16 protein-coding genes are annotated in these 16,485 nt (G+C 72.2%); 15 read left to right on the top strand and 1 reads right to left on the bottom strand.

Features of this window, described 5'->3' with window-relative positions; all coding sequences use genetic code 11:
* Window positions 1-95 precede the first annotated feature (95 nt).
* The 15 genes from ACNYS0_RS32035 to ACNYS0_RS31965 all read left to right on the top strand — a co-directional run bounded on the left by ACNYS0_RS32035 (window position 96) and on the right by ACNYS0_RS31965 (window position 15,142).
* Window positions 96-1,580, top strand: coding sequence for an aldehyde dehydrogenase (locus ACNYS0_RS32035; RefSeq protein ID WP_422478550.1), 1,485 nt, complete (start codon window positions 96-98; stop codon window positions 1,578-1,580).
* Window positions 1,581-1,603: 23 nt separating this feature from the next.
* Window positions 1,604-2,536, top strand: coding sequence for a VOC family protein (locus ACNYS0_RS32030; RefSeq protein WP_422478548.1), 933 nt, complete (start codon window positions 1,604-1,606; stop codon window positions 2,534-2,536).
* The gene (locus ACNYS0_RS32025; RefSeq protein ID WP_422478546.1) at window positions 2,533-3,327 is read left to right on the top strand and encodes an aspartate dehydrogenase domain-containing protein; all 795 of its coding nucleotides are present in this window, start codon (window positions 2,533-2,535) and stop codon (window positions 3,325-3,327) included. Before ACNYS0_RS32030 ends, ACNYS0_RS32025 begins: the two co-directional genes overlap by 4 nt.
* A complete protein-coding gene (locus tag ACNYS0_RS32020) occupies window positions 3,327-4,088 on the top strand; it encodes an alpha/beta fold hydrolase (RefSeq protein WP_422482835.1) in 762 nt (253 codons plus the stop codon). The genes ACNYS0_RS32025 and ACNYS0_RS32020 overlap by 1 nt, the downstream gene beginning before the upstream one ends.
* A 43-nt stretch (window positions 4,089-4,131) precedes the next feature.
* The gene (locus ACNYS0_RS32015) at window positions 4,132-4,653 is read left to right on the top strand and encodes a cupin domain-containing protein (protein WP_385759546.1); all 522 of its coding nucleotides are present in this window, start codon (window positions 4,132-4,134) and stop codon (window positions 4,651-4,653) included.
* A 1-nt stretch (window position 4,654) separates the two neighbouring features.
* The gene (locus ACNYS0_RS32010; RefSeq protein WP_422482834.1) at window positions 4,655-5,395 is read left to right on the top strand and encodes an SDR family oxidoreductase; all 741 of its coding nucleotides are present in this window, start codon (window positions 4,655-4,657) and stop codon (window positions 5,393-5,395) included.
* 19 nt (window positions 5,396-5,414) lie between these two features.
* Window positions 5,415-6,194 (top strand): SDR family oxidoreductase, encoded by a 780-nt coding sequence (locus ACNYS0_RS32005; protein ID WP_422478544.1) that lies wholly within the window; start codon window positions 5,415-5,417, stop codon window positions 6,192-6,194.
* Between the two features lie 9 nt (window positions 6,195-6,203).
* A complete protein-coding gene (locus ACNYS0_RS32000; protein WP_422478542.1) occupies window positions 6,204-7,832 on the top strand; it encodes a thiamine pyrophosphate-binding protein in 1,629 nt (542 codons plus the stop codon).
* Between the two features lie 9 nt (window positions 7,833-7,841).
* The gene (locus ACNYS0_RS31995; protein ID WP_422478540.1) at window positions 7,842-8,786 is read left to right on the top strand and encodes a PDR/VanB family oxidoreductase; all 945 of its coding nucleotides are present in this window, start codon (window positions 7,842-7,844) and stop codon (window positions 8,784-8,786) included.
* A gap of 30 nt (window positions 8,787-8,816) precedes the next feature.
* Window positions 8,817-9,059, top strand: a complete 243-nt coding sequence (locus ACNYS0_RS31990) for a recombinase-like helix-turn-helix domain-containing protein (protein WP_422478538.1) — start codon at window positions 8,817-8,819, stop codon at window positions 9,057-9,059.
* A 6-nt stretch (window positions 9,060-9,065) separates the two neighbouring features.
* A complete protein-coding gene (locus tag ACNYS0_RS31985) occupies window positions 9,066-10,067 on the top strand; it encodes a Rieske 2Fe-2S domain-containing protein (RefSeq protein ID WP_422478536.1) in 1,002 nt (333 codons plus the stop codon).
* Window positions 10,064-11,320, top strand: a complete 1,257-nt coding sequence (locus ACNYS0_RS31980; protein ID WP_422478534.1) for an MFS transporter — start codon at window positions 10,064-10,066, stop codon at window positions 11,318-11,320. Before ACNYS0_RS31985 ends, ACNYS0_RS31980 begins: the two co-directional genes overlap by 4 nt.
* A gap of 140 nt (window positions 11,321-11,460) precedes the next feature.
* Window positions 11,461-12,426 carry a PAC2 family protein gene (locus tag ACNYS0_RS31975; RefSeq protein WP_422478532.1) on the top strand — a complete coding sequence of 322 codons (966 nt, stop codon included), beginning with the start codon at window positions 11,461-11,463 and terminating at the stop codon, window positions 12,424-12,426.
* Window positions 12,427-12,711: 285 nt separating this feature from the next.
* Complete coding sequence (locus ACNYS0_RS31970) at window positions 12,712-14,466, top strand: S8 family peptidase (RefSeq protein WP_422478530.1); 1,755 nt, start codon at window positions 12,712-12,714, stop codon at window positions 14,464-14,466.
* A gap of 55 nt (window positions 14,467-14,521) precedes the next feature.
* A complete protein-coding gene (locus tag ACNYS0_RS31965) occupies window positions 14,522-15,142 on the top strand; it encodes a hypothetical protein (protein ID WP_422478528.1) in 621 nt (206 codons plus the stop codon).
* An 88-nt stretch (window positions 15,143-15,230) separates the two neighbouring features.
* On the opposite strand, the gene mshC is transcribed toward ACNYS0_RS31965, so the two are convergent.
* Window positions 15,231-16,460, bottom strand: coding sequence for a cysteine--1-D-myo-inosityl 2-amino-2-deoxy-alpha-D-glucopyranoside ligase (gene mshC / locus ACNYS0_RS31960; RefSeq protein WP_422478526.1), 1,230 nt, complete (start codon window positions 16,458-16,460; stop codon window positions 15,231-15,233).
* Window positions 16,461-16,485 lie beyond the last annotated feature (25 nt).

Here is a 16,485-nt window from a genome sequence, read left to right as displayed (position 1 = left end):
AAAGCCGCCGACGGCAGGGTCTTGCGGAGAAACATTTAAGCGCTTAGCTTTCTAGTGCTTCAGCAAGTCAACTCCCGTGCGCCGGAGGTCCCGCCGTGTCCCACCACCCCACCGAAATCCTCGTCGCGGGCCAGTGGCGACGCGGCGCCGGTGCCCCGCTCGACACGGTCGACCCCGCCACCGGCGAGGTGCTCGCCACCCTGCACACCGCGTCCGCCGAGGAGGTCGACGAGGCCGCCCGCGCCGCGGCGGCGGCAGCGGCGGACCCCGCCTGGCGCGAGCTCCTCCCCCACCAGCGGGCCCGGCTCCTGTACCGGATCGCGGAGCTGACCGAGGAGGCAGCGGACGAGCTCGCCGCGACGCAGACCGCCGACACCGGCAAGACCCTCACCGAGACGAAGGCGCTCGCGCTCAGCGCGGCGGGCACCTTCCGCTACCTGGGTGCCGCCCTGGAGACCGCCGAAGAGGCGATCACCCCCTCGCGCGGCCCGTACGTCACGATGAGCGTGCACGAGCCGATCGGCGTGGTCGGGGCGATCAACCCGTGGAACTCCCCCGTCGCCAGCGACGCGCAGAAGATCGCGCCCGCCCTGGCGGCCGGGAACGCGGTGCTGCTCAAGCCCGCCGCCTGGACCCCGCTGGTCTCCCTGGGACTCGGCCGGATCATCACCCGGGCGCTCACCGAACTCGGCCTGCCCACCGCCCTGTTGTCCGTCCTGCCCGGCAGCGGCCGGGTCGTCGGCGACGCCGTCGTCAAGCACCCGCTCGTCGGCCGGATCGGCTTCACCGGCGGCACGGAGACCGGCCGCTCCATCGCGGAGATCGCCGCGCGCAAGCTGATCCCCGCCTCCCTGGAGCTGGGCGGTAAGTCGCCGACGATCGTGCGGGCCGACGCGGACGTCGAGCAGGCCCTCGCGGGCGTGATGTTCGGGATCTTCTCGTCCAGCGGGCAGTCCTGCATCGCCGGTTCGCGGCTGTTCGTGCACGCGTCGCTGTACGAGTTGTTCGTCGATGAACTCGTCTCCCGTGTCAGCAAGTTGCGGGTCGGCCCCGGCACCGACCCGGACACCCAGGTCGGCCCGCTGGTGCACACCAAGCACCGGGACTCGGTCGCCGCCTACGTCGACCTCGCCCGCTCCGAGGGCGCCGAGGTGCTGTGCGGCGGTGCCGTCCCCGAGGGCCCCGCGTACGAGAACGGCGCGTACTACCTGCCGACCGTCCTCGCCGGGCTCGCGAACGACTCCCGCACCTGCCAGGAAGAGATCTTCGGCCCGGTCCTGGTGGTCCTCCCCTACGACGACGAGGACGACCTGGTCGAGCAGGCCAACGACTCCGTGTACGGCCTGGCCTGCGGGATCTGGACCCGGGACCACCGCGCCGCCTGGAACCTGGCCCGCCGCATCGACGCGGGCACCGTGTGGATCAACACGTACAAGCAGTTCAGCGCGTCCACCCCGTTCAGCGGGATGAAGGACAGCGGCCTCGGCACCGAGAAGGGACGTGACGCCATCCGCGCCTACCAACGCCAGAAGTCCCTGTACTGGGGCACGTCCGAAGCCCCGCTCCCCTGGGCCAACTGACCACCCCTGCAACGGAGTTCCGTATGCCCCACCCCACTCAGCCCCCGATCGCCCGGCTGCGCGCGCTGCGCTCCGTCGAGCTGCTCACCCCCTCGTTCGCCGAGGCCACCGACTTCTACGAGGAGGCGTGGGGCCTGGAGGTCGTCGAGTCCGAGCACAGCGCGAGCTGGCTGCGCGGCACCGGCGAGCAGCACCACGCCCTCCAGCTCACCCGCTCCGACCGCACCGGCCTCGGCCGCCTCGTGTTCGCCGTCACCACCCCCGCCGAGATCGACGAGGCGGCGCGCCGCCTGGAGGCCCGCGGGATCGTGCCCGTCGCCGGGCCCGGACCGCTCGACCAGGTCGGCGGCGGCTACGGCCTGCGCTTCCACGACCACGAGGGCCGGCTCGTCGAGCTGTCCGCCGAGACCTGGGCGGTCGCCCCGCGCGGGCAGGACGGGGCCGTCCCGGTCGGTGTCACGCACGCCGTCCTCAACACCCCGGACATCGACGCCGCCGTCGCCTTCTACTGCGACGTCCTCGGCCTGCGGGTCTCCGACTGGTCCGAGCACCAGATGGCGTTCCTGCGCTGCAACGCCGACCACCACTGCATCGCGTTCAACCAGGCCGAGTGGGTGTCCCTCAACCACGTGGCGTACGAGATGAGTTCGGTCGACCACTTCATGCGCGGACTCGGGCGCCTGCGCCACCACGGGATCGTCCCGCAGTGGGGTCCGGGGCGGCACGGGCCCGGCAACAACACCTTCTCCTACTTCACCGACCCGACCGGGCTCGTCTGCGAGTACACGTCCGAGGTCGCCCAGATCGTCGAGGACCGGTGGATCGCCAAAGTGTGGCGGCGGATCCCGGAGCTCTCCGACCTGTGGGGCACGGCGGGCCCGCCGTCGAAGGAGATCCGCTGTCACATGGCCGGTTCGCCGGAATCCCCGGTCGTCCCCGAAGGAGTACGGAAATGAGCACGCTGAAGGTCGGACTCGTCGGCTGGGGCGCCATCGGCCGCGTCGTCGGCACCGCGCTCGCCGGGCGGGAGATCCAGGGCGCCGAGCTGACGTGCATCGTCGACAACCGGCCGCTCGGCGAGGCGGCGCCCGCTCCGCAGGTGACCTTCGAGGAGGCCATCGACCGCTGCGACCTGATCGTCGAGGCGGCCGGTCAGGGTGTCGTCCGGGAGTGGGGCGAGCACGTCCTCGACTCCGGCACCGATCTGCTCGTGGCCTCGACCGGGGCCCTCACCGACGACGAGCTGGCCAAGCGGCTGCTCGCCGCCGGGCCCGGCCGGGTGTTCTTCACGGGCGGCGCGGTCGGCGGCCTCGATCTGCTCCAGGCCGTGCGGGTCCTGGGGCCGATCGAGGACGTCCGGCTCACCACCACGAAGCTGCCCTCCACCCTCGAACAGCCGTGGATGGACGAGGAGTTGCTGGGCCGGATGCGCTCGGCGACCGGTCCGGTCGTGGTGATGTCCGGCACGGCGCGCGACGTGCCGGTGAAGTTCCCCAAGTCGACGAACGTGGCCGCCTCGGTCGCCCTCGCCGTCGGCGACCTGGACGCTGTGCGGGTCGAGGTCGTCGCCGATCCGGGGGCCACGCGCACCCGGCACGTCATCGAGGCGTCCGGGGAGCACGGCGCGTACCGCTTCGAGGTCGCGCACCGGCCGGACCCGGGCAACCCGGCGACCAGCCAGGTCGTGCCGTACGCGGTGCTGCGTTCGGTGGCCGCGCTCGCCGGGCGGTCGGGGCAGATCCTGTGATCCACGTGGAAGAAGCGGGTGCCGAGGGCCCGCTGCTGCTGTGCCTGCACGGCATCGGCTCCTCCTCGGCCGCGTTCGCGCCACAGCTCGAAGGGCTCGCGCCGCACGCCCGGGTCGTCGCCTGGGACGCGCCCGGCTACGCCAAGTCGGCCGATCCGGACGGCCCGTTGGACCTCGACGGCTTCGCGGACGCCGCGGCCGACGTGATCCGCTCGTACGGTCCCTCCGCGCACGTCCTCGGTGTCTCGTGGGGCGGCGTCATCGCGCTGCGGCTCGCGACCCGGCACCCGGACCTCGTGGACTCGCTGATCGTCGCCGACTCCAGCGCGGGCTCGGGCACCGACCCGAAGAAGGCGGAGGGCATGCGTGCGCGCGCCAACGAGCTGGCCGAGGCCGGAGCGCGCGCCTTCGCCGAGAAGCGCGGACCGCGCCTCGTCTCCGACCTCGCCCCCGAAGCGCTGGTCGAGCGGGTCGTCGACACCATGGCCGCCTCCGTGCGGCTGCCCGGCTACGGGTACGCCGCCGAGGCCATGGCGAGCGCCGACCTGCGCCCCGAACTGTCCGCCGTCACCGCTCCCACGCTCGTGATCTGCGGCGACCGCGACAAGGTCACCGGCGTCGAGGCCTCCCAGGTCATCGCCGGCGGCCTGCACAAGACGGCCTACGTGATCGTCAAGGACGCCGGTCACCTGGCCAACCAGGAACAGCCCGAGCGGTTCAACGCCTGGGTCCTGTCCCACCTGCACATCGCCACCGCCTGACGGTCACCGCCCGACCGTCGGCGCCTACCTAAGGACACACACCATGCCTTTGACCACCACCGAGTACGACAACGGCGGCGACCTCGGCGCGTACACCGACTCGCTGATCGCCTCGAAGGAGTCCCGCGTCGCGGACTTCGACACGCTTTCCTTCCAGGAGAAAGCGGGCAAGCAGTACCGCCGCGGCCAGATCCGCTACGTGGGCTCCGGTGCCACCGGCAACCACGAGGGCGACAGCCGCATCCTCCCGTCCGGCGGCTTCACCTTCTCGAACATGCTGCTGCCGCCCGGCGCCGAGGGCCCGGCCCACACCCACCACGACGTGGAGGAGGCCTTCTTCGTCCTGGAGGGCGAGGTCCGCGTGGGCGTGCACCGCGGCCCGGACGAGGTCGAGTACCGCACCCTCGGCTACCGCGACATGATCGTGGTGCCCGCCGGTGTGACCCGCTCGCTGAAGAACGAGGGCGACACCGACGCCCTGTTCTGCGTCGTCATCGGCACGCAGAAGCCGCAGGTTCCCTCGTACCCCGAGTACTCGCCGATGCACGGCGTCACCCGTGACTGACGTGCCCGACGCGCGCACGGTCGTCGTGACCGGGGCGGGCCGTGGCCTGGGACTGGCCATGGCCCGCCGGGCCGGCGCGGACGGCTTCCGGGTCGTCCTCGCCGAGCTCGACCCCGAGCGCGGCGCCCGCGCCGCCGAGGAACTGCGGGCCGAGGGGCACGACGCGCACTTCGTCCGCTGCGACGTGGCGGACCCGGCGTCCGTCGACGAACTCGCCGCTTTCGTAGGCAAGTTGGGCGGGCTGTACGGTCTCGTCAACAACGCGGCCCTCGCCAACGGCGTCGGCGGCAAGGAGTTCCAGGACATCGACATCGAGACCTGGGACCGCCTGATGACGATCAACGCGCGCGGCCCCTGGCTGGTGGCCAAGGCCCTGCACCCGCTGTTCGGCCCGACCGGACGCATCGTCAACATCGCGTCGGACGCCGCGCTCTACGGCTCCCCGAGGCTCGCGCACTACATCACCTCGAAGGGCGCCGTCATCGCCCTCACCCGGGCGATGGCACGGGAGCTCGGCGAGCGCGGCATCACCGTCAACGCGCTGGCGCCGGGCCTCACCGAGTGCGAGGCGACCGAAGGGGTGCCCGAGGAACGGCACGGTCTGTACGCCGCGAACCGGGCGATCTCCCGGCCGCAGCAGCCCGAGGACCTCACGGGCCTCGCCTCCTTCCTCCTCTCGGAGGAGTCCCGCTATCTGACCGGACAAGTGATCGCCGTCAACGGCGGCTTCACGATGAACTGACCCACTGGAGCACTGAGTTATGGATCTGGGCCTCGCCGACCGGACCTACGTGGTCACCGGAGGCAGCTCGGGCGTCGGCCTGGCCACGGTCCGCGCCCTCCTCGACGAAGGCGCGAACGTCGCCACCTGCGGGCGCGACGCCGACCGCCTCAAGAGGATCGGCACGCACGACCGCCTCTTCACCGCCACCTGCGACGTGCGCGACGCCGACGCCGTACGCGGCTTCGTGCAGGCGTCGGCGCACGCGTTCGGCGGCGACCGCATCGACGGTCTCGTGAACAACGCGGGCCAGTCCCGCATGAAGCGCCTCGACGACACGACCGAGGACGACTGGCGCGACGAGCTGGAGCTGAAGTTCGCGGGCGTGCTCAACCCGCTTCAGGCGGCGCGGCAGTACCTGAAGGCGTCCGACGCGGCCTCCGTCGTCAACGTCAACGCGGTCCTCGCCAAGCAGCCGGAGCCGCGGCTGATCACGACGAGCGCCGCCCGCGCGGGCATCCTCAACCTCTCGAAGTCCCTGTCCCAGGAGCTGGCCCCGGAGGGCATCCGGGTCAACTCGGTCTGCCTCGGCCTCGTCGACACCGGCCAGTGGACGCGCCGGCACGCCGCCGCGGACTCCGGGATGAGCTACGAGGACTGGCAGGCGGAACTGGCCGCCGACCGCGGCGTCTCGCTCGGTCGGCTCGGCCGCGCCGAGGAGGTCGCGTACGCGATCGTCGCGCTGCTCTCGCCGCGCGCCTCGTACATCACCGGAACCGGCATCGATGTCTGTGGCGGCGTCGGCCGCGGCATTCTCTGAGGAGTTCACATGCAGTACACCAACGGCGGTGACCTCCTCGTCGCCGTCCTCAAGGAACTCGGCGTCGACACGGTCTTCGGCATCGTGTCCGTGCACAACCTGCCGCTGGTCGAGGCCGTCGACCGCGAGCTGCGCTTCGTGCCCGTGCGCCACGAGGCGAGCGCGGTCAACGCCGCCGACGCCTACGGCAGGGCCCGCGGCACGATCGGCTGCGCGCTCACCTCGACCGGCACGGGCGCGGGCAACGCGGCCGGTTCGCTGATCGAGGCGCTCGCCTCCGGCACGTCCGTGCTGCACGTCACCGGCCAGGTCGAGGCCGAGTTCCTGGGCAGCGGGCGCGGGTTCATCCACGAGACGAAGAACCAGCTCGGCATGCTCGACGCCGTCTCGGCGTACGCGGCCACGGTCCGCTCCACCGAGGAGGCGGGCACCGTGCTGCGCTCCGCCGCGCGCGCCGCGCTCGCCTCGCCGGGCGGTCCGGCGAGCGTGGAGTGGCCGATCGACCTCCAGTACGCGGCGCAGACGGACGCGCCGGTGGCCGTGGAGCCGACCGTCACCTCGGTGCCCGAGCCCGAACTCGCCGCCGCAGCACAGCTGTTGGCGACCGCGGAGCGTCCCCTGATCTGGGCCGGCGGCGGCGCCGCCCGCGCGGGCGCCGAGCTGACCGCGCTCGTCGAGGCGACCGGCGCCGGACTGCTCACCTCCAACTCCGGGCGCGGCGCGGTCCCCGAGGACCACCCGCAGGTCATCGGCAACTTCGCGACCACCCCCGCCGGACGTGCCCTGCTCGCCGACGCGGACGTGCTCCTCACCATCGGCACGCACTTCCGGTCCAACGAGACCGCCGACTACGGCCTGAAGCTCCCGGACGCGGACCGGCACATCCAGATCGACGTCGACGCCGCCGCCCTCGGCCGCGTCTACCCGGCCGCGCACACCCTGCACGCCGACGCCGCCGACGCCCTGGCCGCCCTGCTCCCCCACGCCCGCGCCGCCGCGCCCTCGTGGACCCGGCGGATCAAGGACGTACGGGCCGAGGTGCGGGCCACGCTGCACGACAACATCGGCCCGCAGGCGGCGATCTGCGACGCGCTGCGCGCCGTGCTGCCGCGCGACGCCGTCGTCGCCCGGGACGTCACCATCCCGTCCAGCAGCTGGGGCAACCGACTCCTGGAGATGTACGACCCGCGCTCCAACGTCTTCCCGCGCGGCGGCGGCATCGGGCAGGGCCTCGGCATGGGCATCGGCGCCGCGCTCGCGGACCCCGAGCGGCCCACCGTTGTCATCGCGGGCGACGGCGGCCTCGCCGTGCACCTCGGCGAGCTGCTCACCGTCGCCCAGGAGCGGCCGCGGCTGACCGTCCTCGTCTTCAACGACGGCGGCTACGGCGTGCTGCGCAACATGCAGGACCGGTACAGCGAGCGCCGCTCCGGCGTCGACCTCGCCACGCCCGACTTCGAACTCCTCGCCCGCGCCTGCGGCTTGCCGTACCTGCGGATCGCCGACGCCGAGCACGCCCGGCCGGTCCTGGAGCAGGCCGTCGGCGCCGAGGGCCCGACCCTCGTCGAGGTCGACCTGGCCGCGCTCGGCCCGATGAAGAACCCGTTCACCCCGCCCGTGAAGATCCCCGGCGCGTAGGAGACCACCATGACGACCGAAGAGCGTCGCCTCGACCTGCTGGTCCGGCGGATGACCTGGGAGGCCGACGACGTCCTGTCCGTCGAGCTGACCCACCCCGAGAGCAAGCCGCTGCCCGCCTGGGAGCCCGGCGCGCACCTCGACGTGCACGTCGGCGGCCAGGTCCGCCAGTACAGCCTGTGCGGGGACCCCGCCGACTGCGGCACGTACCGCATCGGCGTGCTCAACGAGCCGTCCTCGCGCGGCGGTTCGCGGCACGTGCACACCAAGCTGCGCCCCGGCCAGCAGGTCACCGTGTCGGAGCCGCGCAACCACTTCGCCCTGGAGGACGCCCCGGCGTACGTGTTCATCGCGGGCGGCATCGGTGTCACGCCGATCCTCGCAATGGCCCGGGAGGCCGCCCGGCGCGGCGCCGACTGGCGCATGGTGTACGGCGGCCGGGGGCGCGCCTCGATGGCGTTCACCGACGAGCTGGCCGCGCTCGGCGGGGACCTGACCCTCGTACCGCAGGACGAGCAGGGGCACATCGACCTGGATGCGACACTCGCCGAGCTGCCCGAAGGGGCGCTCGTCTACTCCTGCGGGCCCGAGCCGCTGCTCGCCGCCGTGGAGGAGCGCTGCCCTGGCGACCGGCTGCGCCTGGAGCGGTTCGCCGCCCCGGTGGTCGAACGGTCCGCGGACGACGGCGAGTTCGAGGTCGAGTGCCGCACCTCGGGCCAGACCCTCACCGTCGGTGCCGACACCTCGATCCTGGAGGCCGCCGAGACCGCGGGCATCGATGTCGCCAGCTCCTGCCGCGACGGCATCTGCGGCTCCTGCGAGACCCGCGTCATCGAAGGCGCCCCCGAACACCGCGACTTCCTCCTGTCGGAAGCGGAGCACGCCGCGAGCGCCTCGATGATGATCTGCGTCTCGCGCTGCGCGGCCGGCTCCCGCCTCGTACTGGACCTTTAAGCCCCTCCTGACACGTAGGAGACACCACCCATGAGCAGCAGCACCGAGACCACCACCGACTGGCCCTACCTGGAGGTCCACCAGTCGCGCACCCACGAGCCGAGCCCGTACGAGTACAAGCTCGCGGCGACGCTCGAGGAGGTCTTCACCAAGGTCGGCCACGAACTCGCCGATGTCGTCGGCGGGCTGAACGCCCGTCAGGTCCACGCCCCCGACGGGCAGCCGTGGACCGAGGAATCCTTCCGCGCCGAGATGCACCGACTGGGAGCGTGACACACCATGGCTCTGACCGCCGACAAGATCTACGCGACCGGCCTGCGCAACCAGTGGCACCCGGTCGTCCCGTCCTCCTTCGTCGCCCCCGGCGCGATGCGCAAGGTCACCGTCCTCGGTGAGCAGTGGCTGCTGTTCCGCCGCTCGGACGGCACCCTGAGCATGCTCGCCGACCGGTGTCCGCACCGCGGCGCCCCGCTCTCCCTCGGCAAACACCTGGGCGACCGGGTGGCCTGCTGGTACCACGGCGTCGAGGTCGAGACCGACGGCACGGTCTCCTCCGTGCCCGGTCTGCCCGGCTGCAACCTGGAGGGCAAGAAGCTCGTCACGTCGCTGCCCGTGCGCGAGGTCTCCGGCGCCGTCCTCGCCTACTTCGGTGACGAACAGCACCCGGAGCCCGTCGAGTTGACGCTCCCCGACCCGCTGACCGACCCGGACACCGACGCGTTCCTGTGCTACGCCGAGTGGGACGTGCCGTGGCGCTTCGGCGTCGAGAACCTGCTCGACCCGATGCACGGCCAGTTCCTGCACCACGACTCGCACACGATGTTCGACGGTGACACCACCGCCAAGTTCCGCATCCGCGAGACCGACCGCGGCTACTTCTTCGAGAAGACCGACCAGCGGGGCGTGAACTTCGACTGGGTCGAGCTGTGCCGCACCGGCGTGGACTGGGTCGACCTGTCGATCCCCTACCCGCCGTCCGCGGGCCCCGGCGGCCCGTTCGGCATCGTCGGCATGGTCCGCCCGGTCGACGAGGAGCGCTGCGCCGTCTTCTTCTGGCGCTACCGCAAGGTCCAGGACTGGCAGCGCGACACCTGGCGCTTCCTCTACAAGACGCTGATCGAGGAGCGCCACTGGGCGGTCCTGGAGCAGGACCGCACGATGCTGGAGGCCATGCCGGCCGACGCCGACCAGCGGGAGAACCTGTACCAGCACGACCTCGGCGTGGTCCGCCTGCGCCGCATGTACCGCGGCGAGGCCGAGAAGCAGTCCGCCGGCGCATGAGCACCCGGGCCCGCTGGGCGGGCGTCCTCAGCCTGCTGGTCATCGTCCTGATCAGCTACGTGGACCGGGTGAACGTCTCCGTCCTCATCACGGACAAGGCGTTCACCGACCACTTCGGCATCACCGGCGACCCGACGGCACAGGGCGCCCTGTCGACGGTGTTCCTCATCGGGTACGGCATCGCGGCGTTCGTCCTCACCCCGTTCTACGAGACGTCGCTCGGGGTGCGCCGCGGGCTCGTCGTCAGCGTCGCCCTGTGGTCGCTGATGACACTGCTCTCCCCGTACGCGCTCGGCGCGCTCACGCTGACCGTCCTGCGCGCGCTGCTGGGCGCCGCCGAGGGTCCGCTGTTCTCGCTGAAGACGATGTACGTGCGCGAGCACTTCGAGCCGCACGAGGCGGGCCGCCCGAACGCCGTCAGCTCCATGGGTGTCTCGCTGGGCACGGCGGCGGGCCTGCCCCTCATCACGTACCTCGTCTACCGCTTCGACTGGCACACCTCGTTCATCGCCCTCGCGGCCCTGAACGCGGTCATCGGCCTGCCGCTGATCCTGCTGTTCGTACGGGTCCGGCGGGGACACCGCGTGCGCGGCGCCGAGCGGCCCGGCTTCGGGACCACGCTCAAGGGCGCACTGCGGATGCCACGCCTTGCGCCCATCCTGGTCATCGAGATCGCCACGCTCGCGTATCTGTGGGGGTCGAGCGCGTGGCTGCCCTCGTACCTGCTGCGCGAGCGGCACTTCTCGCTCTCCGCGATGGGCATCGTCTCGGCGCTGCCGTTCCTGATGTCGCTGGTCTCCGGGTTCCTCGGCGGGCTCGTGCTCGACCGGCTGCCGCGGCGGCTGCTCGCGCTGCCGTTCGTGGTGGGATCGGCCGGCACCGCCGTGTGCGTGCTGCTCGTCGCGGGCGCGGACAGCGACGCGGCGGCGGCCACGGGTCTCATCCTGGCCGGCGGTTTCTGGGGCCTTCAGGGTCCGGCGATCCCCACCCTCGTCCAGCACTGCGCGCCCGCCCACTTCGTCGGCAGCGCCTACGGCGTCGTGAACGGCGTCGGCAATCTCGTGTCGGCGTTCATGCCCACCCTCATGGGCGTGGCCATCGCGGCCAGCGGCGGCCACGGCTTCGGCGCCGGATTCGGCCTCCTCGCCGGGGCCCAGGCGCTGACGCTGGTGTGCGGGGCATGGCTGCTGGTCAGGCCGGTCCGCGAGGCACCGGCCGCCGGAACCGACGCCGCGCGGCTCGCGCGGACCTGACGACTGCCCCGCGGTGGAGTGGACCACTCCGCCGCGGGGCAGTGTTGGGGGCAGTCCGCGCCCACAAGGGGATGCGGAGGGCCCCCGCCGACGCCGTAAGGTGGGCAGGTACGCGAGGGCACGTCGGAAGGAGGCGCTGGGTGATCGAGCTCGAGGGGGTTCCCGAGCTGGTCGACCCGGTCATGGTGGCCGCGTTCGAGGGCTGGAACGATGCCGGCGACGCCGCCTCCACCGCGGTCGCGCATCTCGACAAGGAGTGGAAGGGCGAGGTGTTCGCGGCGCTGGACGCCGAGGACTACTACGACTTCCAGGTCAACCGCCCGACGGTGTTCGTCGACGGCGGCGTGCGAAAGATCACATGGCCGACGACGCGGCTCTCGGTGATCCGGGTCGGCGGGGACAAGCCGCGCGACCTGGTGCTGGTCCGGGGCATCGAGCCGTCCATGCGCTGGCGCTCGTTCTGCAACGAACTGCTCGGCTTCGCGCACGAGCTGGGCGTCGAACTCGTCGTCGTGCTCGGCGCGCTGCTCGGCGACACCCCGCACACCCGGCCCGTGCCGGTCAGCGGTGTCACCTCCGACCCGGATCTGGCCACGCGGATGAACCTGGAGGAGACCAAGTACGAGGGGCCCACGGGCATCGTCGGCATCCTCCAGGAGGCCTGCACGCACGCGGGCGTCCCCGCGGTCTCGCTGTGGGCGGCCGTCCCGCACTACGTGTCGCAGCCGCCGAACCCGAAGGCGACGCTGGCCCTCCTCAACCGCCTGGAGGACCTGATCGACCTGCGCATCCCGCTGGGCGAGCTGGGCGAGGACGCGCGGGCCTGGCAGCTGGGCGTGGACCAGCTGGCGGCCGAGGACAGCGAGGTCGCCGAGTACGTGCAGTCCCTGGAGGAGGCCCGCGACACCGCGGAGCTGCCCGAGGCCTCCGGCGAGGCCATCGCCCGCGAGTTCGAGCGCTATTTGCAGCGCCGCGATCCGGGCGCCGGTCCTGGCGGTCACGCGACGGACGGCGGGGACGGCTCCTCGCACCTGCGTGACAATCCGAGCGGCCGGACCAGGCCGCCGAAGCCGCCGCGCCCGGAGAGCGACGACGGCGACGAGTAGTCGCGGCATGCGGTGACGATCAGGGCGGGGCGCCGAGCGCCCCGCCCTTCGTCGTGCCCCGCCCGCGCCCCGAGTCTGGCCGGTTTGCGGCGTGACAGTTGTTTCCGGCCGAATTGAAGGCAGTTGCAGGGGGTTCCCCATTCAACTTGTTTTCAAACGCAGTTGGCCGACGAGGGGTGGACGGGCGGGCGTCGGCGTAGCAGGGTGAGCCCCGACGAGCCTCAAGGAAGCACACGGCACAAGCAGACCCGTACGACCGGATGTGGCGAGGGGAGCTGTGAACCGATGACCGACCAGCACGCAAGCCCGGCACAGGGGCCGGGAGCGGCCGGGCCGGGACCGGACGGATCCGGTTTCACCTATCGCGGGGCGGAAGAGGAACTCATCGTCGTGGCGCGCCCGGAGGCCCGCCTGCGCGTCCAGGCAGACGGTGTGCGCTCCGCCGCAGGCGCCGACGTATCGGCGCTGAACATGTTCCTCGGGGACGAACAGCTCGCTCTTGAACCGCTGTTCGGCGGCGAGGAGCGGGTACGGGACGCCGACGCGGCGCCCGGGGCGGAGGTGCCCGATCTGGCGCTGTTCTACCGGGTGCGCGGCGGGGCCGAGCGCGCACAGGAGCTGCGCGCGCGGATCGCGGCGCTCCCGGAGATCGACACGGCGTACGTGAAGCCGGGCGCGGTGCCCGCGACGCGCGCCTCGTCGCCCCAGCCGTCCCCGGAGAACTTCGAGGAGGCGCGGCGGCTGAAGGAGAAGACGGCCGCGACGCCCGACTACACGGGCCGCCAGGGCTACTTGGGCCCCGCGCCCGCCGGCATCGACGCGCAGTGGGCGTGGCGGCGGCTCGGCGGCAGCGGCGAGGGCATCACCGTCATCGACGTGGAAGGCGCCTGGCAGCTGGGGCACGAGGACCTGTCGGCGAAGCTCGCGGGCATCGTGGTCGGCACGCCGATCTCGGACGTGGCCTGGCGCAATCACGGCACGGCGGTCCTCGGCGTGATCGGCGGCGACCGCAACGAGCGCGGCATCACCGGCATCGTGCCGGAGGCGGTGACCGCGGCGGCGTCCTTCCAGGGTGTGGGCACGGCGGCGGCGATCCACGCGGCGGCCGAGCGGCTGAACCCCGGCGACGTCATCCTGATCGAACTGCACCGCCCGGGACCGCGGTTCGACTTCGAGCCGCGCGACGACCAGCGCGGCTACATCGCCCTGGAGTGGTGGCCCGACGACTTCGCGGCCATCAAGTACGCGACGGCGAAGGGCATCGTGGTCGTGGCCGCGGCGGGCAACGGAGCCGAGTCCCTCGACGACGCGGTGTACGAGCGCAGGCCCGACGAGTTCCCGGCGTGGTGGCACAACCCGTTCAACCCGTCGAACCGCTCCTCGGACGCGGTGCTCGTGGGCGCGGGCGCCCCGCCGCCGGGCACGCACGGCCGCGACCACGGCCCGGACCGCTCGCGCCTGTCCTTCTCCAACTACGGGGCCCGCGTGGACGCCCAGGGCTGGGGCCGCGAGGTCACCACCACCGGCGGCGCCTGGGACCGGCCCGGCGACCTCCAGGGCGGTACCGAGGAGATCGCCTGGTACACGGACACCTTCTCCGGCACCTCGTCCGCCTCCCCGGTGGTCGTCGGCGCGCTGACCGCCCTCCAGGGAATGCTCAAGGCAGGCGGTCAGCGCCCGATGACGTCACGGCGGGCGCGCGATGTGCTCCGGGCGACCGGCTCACCTCAGCAGGACGCCCCCGGCCGGCCCGCCTCGCAGCGGATCGGCAACCGGCCCGACATCAAGGGAGCGGTCACCAACCTGCTGCCCTCGACGGTCGGTTCGGGCCAGGCCGAGCGGTACTGGGACGAGCTGATCCCGTATCCGCCGGAACTCCCGCCCCGGCTACGCCTGTTCGTGGCGGGCTCCTGGCGCAATCTGAACAACCCGTCCCCCGAGACCCGCCAGGCGGTGCACACCGCTTTCGCGGGGGGACGGCCCGACGTACGTGTGTGGTTCTCGGACGACGAGGTCGTCGGCCTGGTCGTCACGGGCTGAGGCAACGCAACCAACCATTGAACGCAGCCAACCATTCATGGAAGGTGGCACCCGCATGAGCATCACCCCCCAGATGGGCCAGCAGGGGCAGCAGTTCCCGAGCACCTCGCCCTACCAGCAGGGCATGAGCCAGCAGCAGCCGTTCGGCCAGCAGTCGTACGGCCAGCAGCAGCCCGGCATGTTCGGCCAGGGCCAGGGTCAGGGTCAGGGCCAGGAGCACCTTCAGCAGCAGCTCCAGCAGCTCGGCCAGCAGCAGCCGTACCAGCAGCTGCTCCAGCAACTCGGCGGGCAGCAGCAGGGATTCGGCCAGCAGCAGTACGGGCAGCAACAGCAGGGCCAGCAGCAGGACCAGCAGGCGCAGCAGATGGAGCAGCAGGCCCAGCAGCAGCTCCAGCAGGTCCAGTTGGCCGCGATCCAGCAGGCCCACCAGCAGGTGCAGCAGCAGGCCCTGGCCGCCGGCATCGCGAACGGCTACATCGACATCGTGCAGCCGCTCCCGGGCCAGCCGAGCCAGATCTTCCTGCGCATCAACAACGTGTTCCGCGTCCTCAACAACCCCACCCCGCAGGCACACGACGAGATCCAGGAGGCCTTCGCGTTCGGCCACCAGGTCGTGGGCGTCTGGGACACGGGGTCGCCGAACATCCTGCGGAGCGTTCGGGTGCAGCGCATCTGAGCACGCGCCGGAAGCACCGGAAACACCGGAAATAAAGGGGCGCCTCCCCGCTCGGGGAGGCGCCCTCTCGGCTACCGGACGGGTGTTGCTACAGCGCCACGCCCAGCAGGGCGTCCACGGCACGGGACACGACGCCGGGGGCGCCCTCGTCCGTGCCGCCCGCGGTCGACTGGGTCTCGGCCCAGCGGTCGACGGCGGCCAGCGCGGCCGGCGCGTCCAGGTCGTTCGCGAGCGCCGCGCGGATCTCCTCGACGAGCGCCTCGGCGGACGGGCCGTCGGGGCGGGAGACGGCCGCGCGCCAGCGGTCGAGGCGGGCCACGGCGTCGGTGAGCACCTGCTCCGTCCACTCCCAGTCGGAGCGGTAGTGGTGGGCGAGGAGCGCGAGCCGGATGGCGGCGGGGTCGACGCCCTCGCGCCGCAGCGCGGAGACGAACACCAGGTTGCCCTTGGACTTCGACATCTTCTCGCCGTCGAGCCCGACCATGCCGGCGTGCACGTACGCCTTGGCCATCGGGAACTCGCCGGTCAGCGCCTGCGCGTGCGAGGCGCCCATCTCGTGGTGCGGGAAGGCCAGGTCGGAGCCGCCGCCCTGGACGTCGAAGCCCATGCCGAGGTGGTCGAGGGCGATGGCGACACACTCGATGTGCCAGCCGGGGCGCCCCTGGCCGAGCGAGCCGCCGTCCCAGCTGGGCTCGCCGTCGCGCGCGGCCATCCACAGCATCGGGTCGAGCGGGTTCTTCTTGCCGGGACGCTCGGGGTCGCCGCCACGCTCGGCGGAGAGCAGCCGCATCGCCTCGGCGTCGAGGTTCGAGACGGAACCGAAGTGCGGGTCGGCCTCGACGGAGAAGTAGGTGTCACCTTCGAGCTCGTAGGTGGCACCGGCGTCACGCAGTCGTTCGACGAGCGGCACGATGCCGGGTATCGCCTCGACGGCGCCTATGTAGTGCTGCGGCGGCAGCATCCGCAGGGCGGTCATGTCCTCGCGGAACAGGGCGGTCTCGCGCTCGGCGAGGCCCTCCCACTCGATGCCGTCACGCACGGCCCGCTCAAGCAGAGGATCGTCGACGTCCGTCACGTTCTGGACGTAGTGAACCTGCCGCTTGGTGTCGAGCCACACGCGCTGCACGAGGTCGAACGCGTTGTAGGTCGCCGCGTGACCCATGTGGGTCGCGTCGTACGGCGTGATGCCGCAGACATAGATACGGGCGACGGGACCGGGGGCAAGGGTGACGAGCCCACCGGTCGCGGTGTCGTGGATCCGGAGGTCGCGGCCCTTGCCGGGCAGGGCGGGGACCTCAGAAGCGGGCCAGGCATGCATGCATCGAGCGTAACCGGACGGTGCT

Origin of the sequence: Streptomyces anthophorae, assembly GCF_049310305.1 — a bacterium.
GTDB lineage: Bacteria > Actinomycetota > Actinomycetes > Streptomycetales > Streptomycetaceae > Streptomyces.
The sequence above is the reverse complement of the archived record's forward strand: the minus strand, read 5'-3'. Positions and strand labels throughout refer to the sequence as shown.